The organism is Streptomyces sp. NBC_01635, assembly GCF_045209715.1.
In the GTDB taxonomy this organism is placed as follows: Bacteria; Actinomycetota; Actinomycetes; order Streptomycetales; family Streptomycetaceae; genus Streptomyces; species Streptomyces hirsutus.
In genome coordinates this window covers 3939157-3952727 of the sequence record NZ_CP109277.1, presented here as the reverse complement: position 1 = coordinate 3952727, position 13571 = coordinate 3939157, and the positions used below count along the sequence as shown (strand labels likewise).

The 13571-nt window shown below is 70.0% G+C and carries 11 protein-coding genes; 8 read left to right on the top strand and 3 right to left on the bottom strand.

The annotated features are described in order from the left end of the window. Positions 1-236: 236 nt before the first annotated feature. Positions 237-1586 (bottom strand): mucin-1, encoded by a 1350-nt coding sequence (locus OHB56_RS18320; RefSeq protein ID WP_406354469.1) that lies wholly within the window; start codon positions 1584-1586, stop codon positions 237-239. A 182-nt stretch (positions 1587-1768) separates the two neighbouring features. Between OHB56_RS18320 and OHB56_RS18315 the strand changes: the two genes are divergently transcribed. The 5 genes from OHB56_RS18315 (at position 1769) to OHB56_RS18295 (ending at position 6947) form a co-directional block, all read left to right on the top strand. Further along, a complete protein-coding gene (locus tag OHB56_RS18315) occupies positions 1769-2788 on the top strand; it encodes a LacI family DNA-binding transcriptional regulator (protein ID WP_406354467.1) in 1020 nt (339 codons plus the stop codon). Between the two features lie 80 nt (positions 2789-2868). After that, positions 2869-4212 (top strand): sugar ABC transporter substrate-binding protein, encoded by a 1344-nt coding sequence (locus OHB56_RS18310; protein WP_326753251.1) that lies wholly within the window; start codon positions 2869-2871, stop codon positions 4210-4212. Positions 4213-4276: 64 nt separating this feature from the next. Beyond that, positions 4277-5284 (top strand): carbohydrate ABC transporter permease, encoded by a 1008-nt coding sequence (locus OHB56_RS18305; RefSeq protein ID WP_406354465.1) that lies wholly within the window; start codon positions 4277-4279, stop codon positions 5282-5284. A gap of 9 nt (positions 5285-5293) precedes the next feature. Then, complete coding sequence (locus tag OHB56_RS18300) at positions 5294-6148, top strand: carbohydrate ABC transporter permease (RefSeq protein WP_055593786.1); 855 nt, start codon at positions 5294-5296, stop codon at positions 6146-6148. A 34-nt stretch (positions 6149-6182) separates the two neighbouring features. Next, entirely contained in the window at positions 6183-6947 is a 765-nt protein-coding gene (locus tag OHB56_RS18295; protein WP_055593787.1) for a glycogen debranching N-terminal domain-containing protein, read from the top strand. A gap of 48 nt (positions 6948-6995) precedes the next feature. On the opposite strand, the gene OHB56_RS18290 is transcribed toward OHB56_RS18295, so the two are convergent. Together OHB56_RS18290 and OHB56_RS18285 are read right to left on the bottom strand one after the other, a co-directional pair. After that, positions 6996-7193, bottom strand: a complete 198-nt coding sequence (locus OHB56_RS18290; protein ID WP_055593788.1) for a hypothetical protein — start codon at positions 7191-7193, stop codon at positions 6996-6998. Positions 7194-7739: 546 nt separating this feature from the next. Beyond that, the gene (locus OHB56_RS18285) at positions 7740-7958 is read right to left on the bottom strand and encodes a transposase (protein ID WP_079034798.1); all 219 of its coding nucleotides are present in this window, start codon (positions 7956-7958) and stop codon (positions 7740-7742) included. A gap of 454 nt (positions 7959-8412) precedes the next feature. Between OHB56_RS18285 and OHB56_RS18280 the strand changes: the two genes are divergently transcribed. The 3 genes from OHB56_RS18280 to OHB56_RS18270 all read left to right on the top strand — a co-directional run bounded on the left by OHB56_RS18280 (position 8413) and on the right by OHB56_RS18270 (position 13448). Continuing rightward, positions 8413-9096 carry an HdeD family acid-resistance protein gene (locus OHB56_RS18280; RefSeq protein ID WP_055593789.1) on the top strand — a complete coding sequence of 228 codons (684 nt, stop codon included), beginning with the start codon at positions 8413-8415 and terminating at the stop codon, positions 9094-9096. A 387-nt stretch (positions 9097-9483) separates the two neighbouring features. Next, complete coding sequence (locus OHB56_RS18275) at positions 9484-10419, top strand: diacylglycerol/lipid kinase family protein (protein WP_406354461.1); 936 nt, start codon at positions 9484-9486, stop codon at positions 10417-10419. 218 nt (positions 10420-10637) lie between these two features. Beyond that, entirely contained in the window at positions 10638-13448 is a 2811-nt protein-coding gene (locus OHB56_RS18270) for a LuxR C-terminal-related transcriptional regulator (protein ID WP_326753246.1), read from the top strand. Positions 13449-13571: the final 123 nt, after the last annotated feature.

The window sequence follows — 13571 nt, the reverse complement described above, 5'->3', positions numbered from 1 at the left end:
GAGCCGGCCCTTTCTTCTGTACCCCCGGCAGGATTCGAACCTGCGACACCCGCTTCAGGAGTTTTCCCCGGGCGAGGCTGCAACCTGCGGAGAGGGTGGCCGCAGGGTGGCCGGCCGGGAAACGACCCCTCCGTGGTTCTCACGTTTTCACGTGGTTTCCCGACCTCATGTGTGCTGAATCCGTTCCGCCGAAGGGCCTGGTGACCACGCCGTGACGCAGGGGCGGTTGCCGCCGCTCAGTGGGGCGACGGACCGGGCCAGACGGCCGAGGCGTCGTCGCGGTCGGGGGCGGGAAGGCGGATCGGGCGGACGGGGATCGTGCGGGTACGTCCTTCAGCGACGGCTGTCCACGTGGCGGAGTGGCCCGAGTAGCACAGGGTGGTCAGGGCGAAAACGCCGTCGGCGTAGACCTCGACGTACTCCCCGATGGCGAGGATCCGCAGGCCCGCGGCGGGCTCGGTCAGGACAGTCTCGCCGAGCCGAGCGCCGTCCGGGCCGGTCATCCACAGGTTCTTGCCGTCGCAGCCGACGGTGAGGGCGGGCTGTCCGCCCTCGTCGGTATGGGTGCGCAGGGTGATCTCGACGGGCCCGGATATACCGAGGTCGCCGACCGCGTGCAGGACGGGCACGTCGGTCTCCTCGCCGAGCCACGCGTCCAGACCGGGCCACCACTCCAGGCGCGGTGCTCCGTCCGCGGGGACGACCAGGCGCTTCGGCTGGGCCAGCATGCCGCGACAGCGGTCACCGGTGTCGGTGAGGCCGACCTGACGGGGCGTGGTGTGCAGCACGACGCGGGAGCCGTCGGGGGCGGAGATGATCCGGGGGGCGTAGGAACCGGTCGGACCGAGTGGGCCGCGCCGGGCCCAGGGGCCCCGCAGGCTGGGAGCGGTCCACGACTCGAAGCCGCGGGTCGCGCCGATGGAGCCGAGCAGGAGCCAGCTGCCGTCGTCGAGGCGTTCCAGGACCGGGCACTCCAGTTCGTCGACGTCGCCGGGTGAGATGAGCGGCGGGTGGACGGTCCAGTGCTCCAGATCGTCGGAGGTGGCCCAGGCGACGCATCCGCCGGCCTCGACCGGGAGGGAGGCGTCGCTGGCGCAGACGACCATCACCCAGCCGTCCGACTCGTCGTCGCGTACGACGAAGGGGTCGCGCCAGGCCATCTGTTCGCCGGTGCGGTACCAGCGCGAGTCCGCCTCGACGACCGGTGCGGTGCCGTGGCGTCGCCAGCCGGTGCCGTCGGTGCGGTCGGAGTACGCCAGCCCGACCGACTGCAACGGCCAGCCGCCTGCCGTCAGTCCGCTCACGCCCGTGTAGAACATCGCCGTTCCGTCGCCGTGCCGGACGGGGTGCATGGTCCACACCGCCTGCTGGTCGAAGCGGCCGGGCAGACCGACCCCGAAGGCGGTGCCCTGCGGCTGCCAGTCGACCAGGTCGGTGGAGGTGGCCCGGCCGTAGGAGGTCTCCATCCGTAGGTGGTCGAACTCGGCTGTCCAGGGCCCCTGCAGGTGCAGCACCGTGTACGTGCCGTCCTCGTCCCGCAGCAGGGCGAAGTCGTTCACGCAGAGGCCGGGCGGGGCGTAGCGCATGCGCGGTTCCTGTCGGCTCACAGCGCTCAAACGCATGCGCTGACCATCGATCAAAACGGACTCTCTTTGGAATCAGCCCAAGTAAATATGAACGCAAACGCTTGCGCAACAAGAGGGGTGGGTTTACGGTCACGTCACCCCACAGCTCACACCGACGTGAAACCAACGGGAGGAACTGCGCCGTGACGGCCAGCATCAACGACGTCGCTCAGGCGGCCGGCGTCTCCGCGTCCACCGTGTCCCGCGCCCTGCGCGGTCGGCAGGGCGTGTCCGACGAGGTGCGGGACCGGATCGCGGCCGTCGCCGCCCAGCTCGGCTACACCGCGTCCCGTTCCGCTTCCAGCCTGGCCAGCGGCCGCACCTGCACCATCGGGGTGCTGGTCCCCTACGTGGGCCGCTGGTTCTTCGGCACCGTGCTGGACGCGGCCGAGAAGGTGTTCAGCGCCGCCGGGTACGACGTGCTGCTGTACAACCTGGGCTCGCCGGAAACGCGCAAGCGTTTCTTCACGAGGCTGCCGGTCCGCAAGCGAGTGGACGCGGTGCTGTCCCTCCTCATTCCTGACGATGAGGAGTCGGCCGTGCTGCGCTCACTGGGGGTGCCGTTGGCCACCACGGTCGGCGGAACCCGGCCCGGTTTCACCGTCGTCGGGATAGACGACCGGGCCGGCGCCGAGAGCGCCGTACGGCATCTGGTGAACCTCGGCCACCGCCGCATCGGCATGATCAGCGGGTCCAGCGGGCCGCTGCACTGGACCACCCCCATCGAGCGCCGCAACGCCTACCTGGACGTCCTGGCCGACGCCGGGATCGAACACGATGCGGCCCTGGAGGCGGACGGTGACTACACCGTCGACGGCGGCGAGCGGGCCATGACCGAACTGCTGGCCGCCTCCCGCCCGCCGACCGCCGTGTTCGCGCAGTCCGACGAGATGGCGATGGGCGCGCTGCGCGCCCTGCGCCGCCACCGGCTGAAGGTCCCGGACGACGTGTCCGTCGTCGGCTTCGACGACCACGAACTCGCCGACGTGGTCGGCCTGACCACCGTTGCCCAGCCGGTCGCCGAGCAGGGCGCCGAGGCCGCGCGGCTACTGCTGCGCCGGCTCGACGAACCCGACACCGAACCCGCAGGGCACGTCCGGATGCCCATCCGCCTCGTCCTGCGCGAGACCACTGCCCCGCCCCGTCCGCGCGGACCTCACTGACACCCCTCGAGCCCCACACCCCCACGCCTCGAAAGCATTCCCGCACCTCGAACCCTCGCCACAGCACGGAGGCACACACCATGAGTTCGACCAGCAGAAGGTACCGCCGCACAGCCTGTACGGGCCTGGCTCTCGCCCTGCCCCTGGCGGCACTGGCCGCCTGCGGCGGGGGCGGCGGCACCGACGCGTCCGCGGAGGGCGGCAGCGGCAAGGGCACCATCAGTGTCTGGGCCCACCAGAGCCAGAAGAGCGAGGACGCCGCCGTGCAGGCCGCGGTGAAGTCCTTCAACTCCTCGCAGAGCGACATCAAGGTCGAGCTGAAGCTGATACCCAGCAACGACTACACCAAGACGATCACCGCCACCAGCGCCTCCGAACTGCCGGACGTGATGGAGTTCGACGGCCCGACCATGGCGAACTTCGTCTACAACAAGAAGCTCGCCCCCATCGACGACTACGTCTCCGCCAAGACGATGGCCAACGCCACCGACGCGAGCAAGTCCCAGGGCGAGATCGGCGGCAAGCACTACGGCCTGGGCATGTACGACTCCGGCCTCGGGATCTACGGCAACAAGAAGCTGCTGGACGCGGCCGGCGTGAAGTACCCGACCAGCCTGTCCGACGGCTGGACCGCGGAGCAGTTCACGGACGCGCTCAAGACGCTGAAGGCCAAGGACTCCGACGGCAAGACCCTCGACATCCAGGAGAACAACGGTCTCGCCACCGAGTGGGGCGCCTACGGCTTCGCCCCCGTCGTCTGGTCGGCCGGAGGCTCGCTGCTCAAGGACGGCAAGGCGGAGGGCGCCCTCGACACTCCGGCGGCGGTCTCGGCGCTGAAGACCGTCCAGTCCTGGAAGACGTACGTCGACCCCAACACCGACGGCAACGCCTTCGCCAAGGGCCGCGTCGCCCTGAGCTGGGTCGGCCACTGGATGTACCCCACCTACAGCAAGGCGCTCGGTGACGACCTCGTCGTCCTGCCGCTGCCCGACTTCGGCAACGGCCCCAAGACCGGCCAGGGATCCTGGGCCTGGGGCATCGGCGCCGACACCAAGAACGCCAAGGCCGCCGGCGCCTTCATGGACTACCTCCTCAACGACACCAACGTCACCGCGATGACGACGGCCAACGGCGCCCCGCCCGCCACCAGGACAGCGCTCGCCGCGTCCCCCCTGTACAAGCAGAGCGGCCCGCTCCAGCTCTTCGCCGACCAGCTCGCCAAGCCCTGCGGCGACAGCGACATCACCAAGTCCTGCGTCGCCGTCACGCGCCCGGTGACCGCCGGATACCCCACCATCACCGCCAAGTTCAGCGAGGCCCTCAACTCGGTCTACGGAGGCGCCGACCCGAAGAGCGCCCTGTCCAAGGCCGCCCGCGCCATCGACCAGGACTTCTCCGACAACGCCGGCTACGAGATCCCGTAGGACCATCGGCCGGGGGCGGGCCCGCGCACGCCGTGCCCGCCCCCGCCGGGAACAGGACCCATCCGTGACATCCGCCGAACCGGCACACGCCGCGCCCCACGCCTGGGAGAAGGCCCCACCCGTGACCGCCGACAAGCCCGCGCGTCCGGCGCGCCCGGCGCGCCCCGTGCGCAAGAACCGCGACTGGCTGCACGGACTGCTCATGTCCACGCCTGCCGTCGTCGGACTCGTCGCCTTCGTCGGCGTCCCGTTCGGCTACGCCGTCGTCCTCTCCTTCTACAACGTCCGCCTCGGCTCCCCGCTCGCGCCGGCCTTCTTCGGCCTGGAGCAGTACCGCCGACTGTTCACCGACCCCGACCTGTCCGGCCCGTTCCTGCGGGCCCTGCTGAACAACCTGACCTTCGCCGTGGTCGTCGTCCCCGTGCAGACGGCGCTGGCACTCGGGCTGGCGATCCTGCTCAACCGCAAGCTCAAGGCGATCGGCCTGTTCCGGTCCCTCTTCTTCATGCCGGTCGTCTTCCCGATGGCGCTGGTCGCCGTGATCTGGCGGCTCATTCTCGCCCGCAGCGACCAGGGCATGCTCAACTCCGCGCTGCACACGGTGAGTTTCGGCAACTGGGGCGCCTTCGACTGGCTCGGCGACTCCGCCACCGCGATGGCCTCGATCATCGTGCTGTCCGTCTGGCAGGGAGTCGGCTTCCAGATGGTCATCCTGCTCGCCGGCCTCCAGCAGATCCCGGGCGAGCTCTACGAAGCCGCCGAACTCGACCGCGCGAGCCGCTGGCAGCAGTTCCGCCACGTCACCCTGCCCGGCATCCGCGGAACCCTCGTCTTCGTCGCCATGCTCACCTCGGTGCTCTCCTTCCGGGTCTTCGACCAGGTGTACGTCCTCGTCAAGGGCGGCGGCCTCAACGAGGACGCCGCCCGCACAGTGATGTACCAGGCCGTCACCACCGCCTTCGACCAGAACAACGTCGGCCAGGCGTCCGCGATCACCGTCGTCTTCTTCCTGATCGTCGTCGTCCTGACCCTCATCCAGCGCCGCGTCGTCCGGCCCGACAACGAGGACTGAGGACTGACCATGAGCATCCACACGGGCCTCACCCGCACACCCCTGCGCCGCTTCCTCGACTACGCCGTCCTGAGCGTGCTGGCCTTCATCTTCGCGCTGCCGGTGATCTACCTGTTCATGGGCAGCCTCAAGCCGTCCGACGAGGTCCTGAACGGCCTGTCCGGCTTCCTCCCGACCCACCTGTCCTTCGACAACTACACGGCCGTCCTCGACAGCCTCAACTCCGACAGCACCGGCTACTTCTGGCGCTTCATGGGCATCTCGCTGCTGCTGTCGTTCGTCGTGGTGACGGGTGGCCTGTTCGTCAACTCGATGGCGGCGTACGGCCTGTCACGGCTGAAGTGGCGTGGCCGGAACGCCGTCTTCACCCTCGTCCTGCTGCTGTTGCTGGTCCCGTTCGAGTCGGTGGCCGTCCCGCTCTTCTACATGTTCAACGACCAGCGCAACACGCTGTTCATCCAGGCGATCCCGTTCATCGCCAACGCCTTCTCGGTCTACCAGTTCCACACGTTCTTCCGCTCGATCCCGCCGAGTATCGAGGAAGCCGCCCGTCTCGACGGCGCGGGCCCCTGGCGCACCTTCTTCGCGATCATCGTCCCGATGTCGAAGCCGGCCTTCGCGTCCGTGGCGATCCTGACCTTCCTCATCCAGTGGGGCTCCTTCCTCTGGCCGGTCCTGATGGTCTCCGACCCCTCGGTACGCCCGCTGCCGTTGGAGATGAGCGTCTTCCAGGCCCAGCTGCCCCCGGACTGGGGCCAGATCCTCGCCTTCGGCGTCCTGCTCGTCCTGCCCGTCCTGATCGTCTTCGCCTTCTTCCAGCGCTGGTTCGTCCAGGGTGTCGCCAGCTCAGCCGTCAAGGGCTGAGCCGCTTCCCGAGTTCCCGAGAGGTACTGCTGGTGTGGACCACCCCACCGCCAACGCCCCGGCGGCCGCCTCTGCGAGCGAGGGCCTGCTGCCGTTCCTGCACGACGCGGTCCTCACCCTGTGCGCGCCGAGTCCGGCGATCTCCCGCGCGGACGGGCAGCTCGACGGGGGTGCCGCCGGTTTCTACCACGGTGACCGCAGGGCGTCGGCCCAGCTGACCGTCGCAACCGAAGGCATCACCCTCGCTCCGGTCGACGGCGGGCTGAGGGGAGCGAACCGGGCGGAATTCCGGTCGCTCCTGCGGGGCCTCGACGAGGTGGCGGTGGACCCGGCCCTCGCCCTGCACCGCCGCCGAACCGTCACGGCCGTACGACACTGTGATCGCCCTTCACGGCTTGACCGGGGCAGGCTTTCCCGACGCCGCCGCATCACTGGCAGAGGGCCTACTGACAGCGTCGACGGCATTCGACGCCCGCCTGCCCGAACTCTTCGCCGGCCACGGCAGGGAGGCGGGCCCGTACCCAGCCCCCTACCCGGCGTCCTGCCGACCCCAGGCGTGGGCAGCCGCTCCTCGGTCCTGGTACTGCGCTCGGTCCTCGGCCTGGATGCGGACGTCCCGGCCGGCACGGTCACCGTGGCCCCCACCTTCGCCGGGAGACACGCCCCGCTGACGGTGACGGGGCTCCAAGTCGGCGGCGGGCGGCTGGACGTCACGCTGACGGCGGACGGCTCGGTGGAGGTGACGGCCCCGGAGGGACTGGCAGTGGTGACAACCTGGGGGAGTCACGCCACCGCGTAGAGCCGGGACGACCCCTCCGGCTTTCCTCGCATCAGGCCGGCAGCGTGCTCAGCGTCGGTCGCGCCACGCTCGGGCCACGGCCGCGGCGGCATCCGCGGCCCGCTGTTCGATCTCAGCGGACACTCCCCGCTCGCCGAGCACGAAGAGCCGGCCCTTGGTGAGATGGGTGGTCGTCTTCCACCCCATACGTGCGCCCGGCCTTCCGAGCGGCACGCCGGACGCGTCCTTGAGCTCACCCACTGCCATATGCGTGCTGCAAGCGCAGAGGCCCTGCCGCTCACTCGGGCGGCAGGGCCTCCGGTCTGCTTTTCTCTGTGCCCCCGGCAGGATTCGAACCTGCGACACCCGCTGGAGGAGTTTTCCCTGGGCAGGGCCGTGACATGCGGAAACGTCAACCCTGGGGTGTCTGGCCTGGAAAAGCACCCCTCCGTGGTTCTCGTGTGTTCGCGGGGTTTCCCGGCCTCATGTGTGCCGAATCCGTTCCGGTCGGCCACCGGATTGAGGGTGGAGCCCTGAATCCGGACGGATGCCCGCTCCGGTTGCAAAGCTGTGAGCGGGTGGGAGCCCGTAGCCTGGGGCCAGTCCCTCGCGTGCCGGCGGGCGTGCGTGATCCATCCCGATGGGTCAATCGTTCGACGACCCACCGACGGGGCAGTAGCAGGTGGCCCGGTTCGGCCGGTTGGGCGAGGTGCTCTCGCAGCACGAGTTGGGGCGGTTTTCCTTCCTCGATGACGCAGACCGCGTGCTGGCCGGGCGGCACCGTGGGGAGCACAACCGCTTGGACCTCGACCTTCAGCTCGCCAACGGTGCTATCACCCGAGATTCGCCCGATGCCGGCAGCGGCCCGCCCTGCCGTCCGTGCTCGCGCTCATACTGGCGTACCCACGTGCGCAGCGTCTCGGGATTCATCTCGAGTTCCCGGGCGACATGAGCGATCGGCTTGCTGGATTTCAGTGCCAGCTGGACCGCTTCTTCGCGGAACTCCGGCGAGTACGGACTTGGACGTGCCACTTGCTTCTTCCCTCGATTCCTTACAGGACAACCCTATTGGGTCCCTGTCCGAGATCTTCGGGACCCCTCAGATCTTGGGGAGCTGGGTTTTTGCTGGTCGGGGCGTTGGGGGCTTGTGGTTGGGTGATCGTCGTTGGTCAGTATTGGCCACTGTCGGGTGGCCTCGGACAGCCCAGGGATGGCCCGGGTTGCGTCCAGAGAAGTGAGGTACGGACGCGTTCATCACCCCCGGTCGATCCGCATGTACACGACGGACACGGGCACCCCTGGGGATTGCGCCGCAGCCTCGACGATTCGTGTTCGTAAGAGCCGAGGGAGCCGGCCAACGGGCAAGTCCGGGGGCACCGATGTGGCACGAGCGAACCTGTGTTCTGACCGAGCGATACGGGGCTGGACGGGTGACGATGGAAGTACATCAAATTCGGCCACGTCGTTCCCGGAAGGAGGAGACACCATGACGCATCCCTCCGGTTCCTCGGATATTAACTCTCCGCACGGCGCGGAGCCACGAGACACCTCTGCGATGGGAAAGCCGAGTGCCCTGGCGAACCTGAGTTGGCAGATCCTTCTCACTATGGGCCTGGCCACTATCGCCCTGGGGGTCGTGATTTTTGCCTGGCCGAAAGAGACGTTGCAGGTCGTCGGCGTGCTCTTCGGCATCTACCTTCTGGTCACCGGAGTCTTCCAGCTGGCCGCCGCCTTCGGCACTCACGTTCCCGGTCATCTTCGGGCACTGCATTTCATCACGGGGGCGCTCTCCGTCCTGCTCGGTCTGATCTGCTTCCGGGGCACCCTGCAGTCGGTCCTGCTGCTTGCCCTGTGGATCGGCTTCAGCTGGCTGCTGCGCGGCATCATGATGACGGCCACGGCTTCCTCCGCCCCGGCCATGCCGGCGCGTGGCTGGATGCTGTTCTTCGGGATCATGAGCATGCTGGCGGGCGTCGTGCTGATCGTCTCACCGTTCACCTCGATTGCCGCGCTCACCTTGGCGGTGGGCGTCATGGCCCTAGTTCTTGGGGTGGTTGAGGTATTCCACGCCATCAAGATGCGGATCGAAGTCGGCCGCCTCGCTCCAGGCACTGCTGCCAAGCGGCGGCGGCGTCCTCTGTTCCACTCCGAGCCACATCCCCAACACTGATCACGGCAAAGGCTCCGGCACCCCGCTTGTGCAGCGCCCGCCGTACTGGGTGTCTGCGGCACGCAAAGCTCATCGGCGCCCTCCACCGCTGGTCAGGCCCTCCGCCGGCTGCCGCCGCTCCCGGCGAGGACGTGCCCGTGCCATCAGACGACCAGCTCTTCCGTCTGGCGCCGGCACAGCTATCGATCCGGCTGGAGAACCAGCTCCGATCTGGTGGCGTGCCCGGGGCAGGGAAAAGGCGCCGAGCGGTCGTTCCCGGCCAGCTAAGAGGGCGCGGGATCTGCCAGCCTGGTCCTACGGCTTCAATCGGTCGGTCGAAGGCCGGCCTCAGCGGCGAAAGTGGGTGCGGTGATGGCCGGCGCTCGGACGCGTGCCCGGGTGGTGATCGTGACGAATCCGCGCTCGGGCGGTGGTAAGCCTGCTCGTTACGGTCTGGTCCAGCGGGCCGAGGACATGGGCGCCCAGGTCTGGATGACCAGCGCGGATGAGGACGCGGCGTCGCTCGCGAGGAACGCCGTCCAGCAGGGGGCACAGGTGCTGGGAGTCGCGGGCGGCGACGGCACTGTATCGGCGGTCGCCGCGGTGGCCGCCGACACGGGCCGGTCGCTGGTCGTGATCCCGGCGGGCACCCGCAACCACTTCGCCCGGGACCTGGGCCTCGACCTCCGCGATCCGGCGCAGGCGCTGGGCGCCCTGGTCGACGGTGAGCCCGCACGGGTGGACCTGGGGGTGCTCGGCCCGCGCGTCTTCGTCAACAACGTCTCTTTCGGCATGTACGCCGACGCACTGCTGGAGCCCGGGTACCGGGAGGGCAAGAAGCGCGCTTTCGCTGCGGTGGCACCCGATTACCTCAAGGGCAAGCAGTGGGTCGAGGCCTGCGTGGACACCCCATGGGAGGCCGTCGAGTTCCCGCAGGTGGTGCTGATCTCCAACAACCCCTACCACCTGGCCACACCGCGTTGGCTGGGGCGTCGCTTTTCGCTCAGCACAGGACTGCTGGGCGGCATCGTCCTCAAGCGCCCGACGAAGACGCCCCCGGATCTCCTCCGGCACCTGCGCAGCGAACTGCGACGACACAAGCGCGGTCTTGGTCCGGCAGGTGAAGGGGCTGTCGTCTGGTCGGCTTCCGGTATCACGCTGCACGGTGACGTGCGGCACCTGGACGCGGGGATCGACGGTGAAGCGGTGACGCTCCCTCTCCCCGTCATGTGTGGAATTCGGCCGGGTGCCCTGCGTGTGCTGCTGCCGAAGGACCGGCCGGGGATCCCGCCGGAGCGCGTGCCCGGGCGCCCGGGAGCACTGCGAGCAGGGGGCAACGGTTGACGGTTGACCAGCGGGTCAGCCCAACATGGGGACCACTGAGCTTGTCCTTTGGAGAAGCTGTTGTCTTTCCGGGCTTGAGGACCGCGTTTCCGCTGGTCGGGCAGAGGATCGGTGATCACGTGGGAATGATGGCGTGTCGTGTCGTCGCTCCGGTGGGGGTCGTGGATGCCGCCGGTCGGGAAGCTGCACAAAAGGGCGATGAGGATTACGGTCGTTAAGTGCGGTTGATTGACCGTCGTGCGGAGAAGCAGGCGCTCCGCCAAGTGCTTGACAGCGTGCGGGCCGGGATGAGCGGTGTGCTGGTCCTCCGCGGGGAGCCCGGAGTGGGGAAGTCGGCGTTGCTCGACTACGCGGTCGAGCGTGCCGCGGACCTGCAGATCGTCCGGACGGTGGCGGTCGAGTCGGAGATGGCCCTGGGCTTTGCCGCCGTCCACCAGTTGCTCGTCCCCTTCCCGCACAGCGTGGACCGGCTGCCCGGGCCACAGCGGCGGGCGCTGGGCGTGGCCTTCGGACTGGTGAGCGGGCCGCCGGCCGATCCGTTCCTGGTCGGTCTGGCCGTGCTGACGCTGCTGGCAGACGCTGCCGAGGTCCGGCCGGTCCTGTGCGTGATCGACGACGCGCAGTGGCTGGACGACGAGTCCGCCGACGTCCTCGGCTTCGTGGCCCGTCGGCTGCTGGCCGACAAAGTCGGGATGCTGTTCGCGATCCGGGAAACCACGGAGCCGGACCCCCATCTGCAGGCGTTGCCGGGTCTTCGGCTCGCCGGCCTGCCGGAGCCGGACGCGCACGAACTGCTGGCGACCGCGGGCGGCCGGCCCCCCGAGGCCGGAGTGGCGGAGCGCATCGTCGCCGGGACCGGTGGCAACCCCCTGGCCATTGTCGAGGCCACGGCCGAGCTGACCCCGGAGCAACTGCGCGGACAGGTACCGCTGCCCGAGCCGCTGCCCGTCGGCCACGAGCTCGAAGGCCTGTTCGGGCGCCGCGTGCGGAAACTTCCCACGGACACACAGACGCTGCTGTTGCTGGCGGCGGCGGAGCAGCCGGGCCGCGGCGATCGGCTGTGGCACGCGGCCGCCGCGCTGGGCATCCCGGAGGCCGCCGCGGTGCCCGCGGAGGCCGCGGGAATGGTGGCCTTCTGGCCGGAGGTGCGGTTCTCCCACCCGCTCGTCCGCTCGGCGGTCTACCACGCCGCGGCCCCGGGTCGGCGGCGGGAGGCCCACCGGGCCCTCGCGGCGGCCTGCGATCCGCAGCGCGATCCGGCTCCCCGGGCCTGGCACCTGGCCGCGGCCACCGCCAGGCCCGACGACGGGGTCGCGGATCAGCTTGTGGCGGCAGCGGACCGGGCCAGGAGCCGTGGTGGCTACGCCGCCGCGGCTGCGCTCCTGGAGCGCGCGGCGTTGCTGACCCCCGACGAGGAGCGGCGGGCCGAGCGCCGACTGTCGGCAGCACAGGCCCACGTGGTCGCGGGGGCGGTCGACCGGGCCGAGGCCCTGCTGGCCGAGGCCGCCACGGGTCTGCACGATCCGCTGTCGACCGCGCAGGCGACCGAGCTGAAGGGAAGGATCCGGTTCCACTGCGGACAGGTGGCCGAGTCCGCCTCCGTCCTGGCCTGTGCGGCACGGCGATTGCGGCCGCTCGACCCGCGCGCCGCGAGGGACGCGCTGCTCTCCGCACTGGAGGCCGCGGTGTTCGCCGGGTGGGCGCCCAGCGCCTCCCTCCTGCACGAGAACGCCCGAACGGCGCGGAACCTCCCACCCACGGGCGATCCTCCGGACTCGGCGGCCAATCTGCTGCTCCAGGGCTACACCGCACGGGTGACCGGTGGCTATGCGGCGGCCATGCCGGCGTTGCGCCGCACGATCCAGGCCTTCCTCGTGGACGAGGTGGACCCCGACGTCGCGCTCCAACGACTGGAACTGGCCGCCGTCGCGGCCGCCGATCTATTGGACGACGCCTCGGTGGAGCGACTGACCACTGACTGGATCGACCGGGCTCGCGCGAGCGGCGCCTTGGCCAGGCTGGCCGGCGCGCTCGCCTTTCGGAGCGCCTATGTCGACGGGCCCGCCGGACGGCTGGCCGCGGCCCGGGCCGCGGAGGCGGAGGCGCACGAACTGGCGGAGATGACCAACAATCCCGCCATCGTCCCTCCCACGGGCGCGCACACGCTGCTCACCCTCAGCCTGAGCGGCCGCGAGGCGGAAGCGCGTGCGACCGCGGCGGCGGTCGCACGGGAGGCCCCGGGCAGGGGCGCCGCCGGTGAGATGGCCATGGCGGCCTATTTCCTCGGTGTGCTGGAGATCAGCCTCGGCAACTACGGCTCCGCCATCGGATGCCTGGATCCGGCGTACACCGACGACACGCCGCTCGTCGGGACCCAGGCACTGCCCGACCTGGTAGAGGCAGCCGTCCGCGCCGGTCGGCGAGACCTGGCAGAACGCGCACTCCATCGTTTGGAGGACCGCGCGACCGCGACCGGCACTCCCCTCGCCCTCGGGTTGCTCGCCCGCTCCCGGGCCCTGCTGGCCACCCCGGCCGAGGCCCGGCAGGAGTACGAGGACGCGCTCCCGCTGCTCGGCCGGACCCGAGCCGTTCCCCAGCTCGCCCGCGCCCACCTCCTCTACGGCGAGTGGCTGCGCCGCCAGCGTCGGCGTGGGGAGGCACGCGACCAGCTGCGCACCGCGCACGACATGTTCGACGGCATGGGCTTCCACGGCTTCGCCGAGCGGGCGCGCGTGGAACTGCGCGCCACGGGCGAGTGCGCCCGGAAGCGGGAGCTGGGGACCCCCGAGGAGCTCACCCCCCAGGAGGCGCAGATCGCCGTCCTGGTGAGCCTAGGAGAAGCGAACCGGGAGATCGCCGCGCAGCTGTTCGTCAGCCCGAGCACCGTGGAGTACCACCTGCGCAAGGTGTTCCGGAAGCTCGGGGTGACCTCCCGCACCCAGCTCGCCCACCGTGTCCTCGACAAGAGCTCCGGTGTCTTCCACCCGATCCCCGCCTCCGACCGTCCCCTCCTCGGTGGACGCCGCTGATCCCGCGGCCTGCCATCGAGCGTCGTCGTCGGATCCGGGAAGCCCGATCGGGTCGGCCGGTGGCCCCGGAATCGACACTCGCCCGGAGCGGTGGACTAAGGATTTCGGGGATTCCACGTCGTC

Excerpts from the sequence above, each read along its gene's own strand:
- OHB56_RS18300 (WP_055593786.1), top strand. The coding sequence starts at position 5,294 with ATGAGCATCCACACGGGCCTCACCCGCACACCCCTGCGCCGCTTCCTC.
- OHB56_RS18310 (WP_326753251.1), top strand. The coding sequence starts at position 2,869 with ATGAGTTCGACCAGCAGAAGGTACCGCCGCACAGCCTGTACGGGCCTG.
- OHB56_RS18280 (WP_055593789.1), top strand. The coding sequence starts at position 8,413 with ATGACGCATCCCTCCGGTTCCTCGGATATTAACTCTCCGCACGGCGCG.
- OHB56_RS18290 (WP_055593788.1), bottom strand. The coding sequence starts at position 7,193 with ATGGCAGTGGGTGAGCTCAAGGACGCGTCCGGCGTGCCGCTCGGAAGG.
- OHB56_RS18320 (WP_406354469.1), bottom strand. The coding sequence starts at position 1,586 with ATGCGCTACGCCCCGCCCGGCCTCTGCGTGAACGACTTCGCCCTGCTG.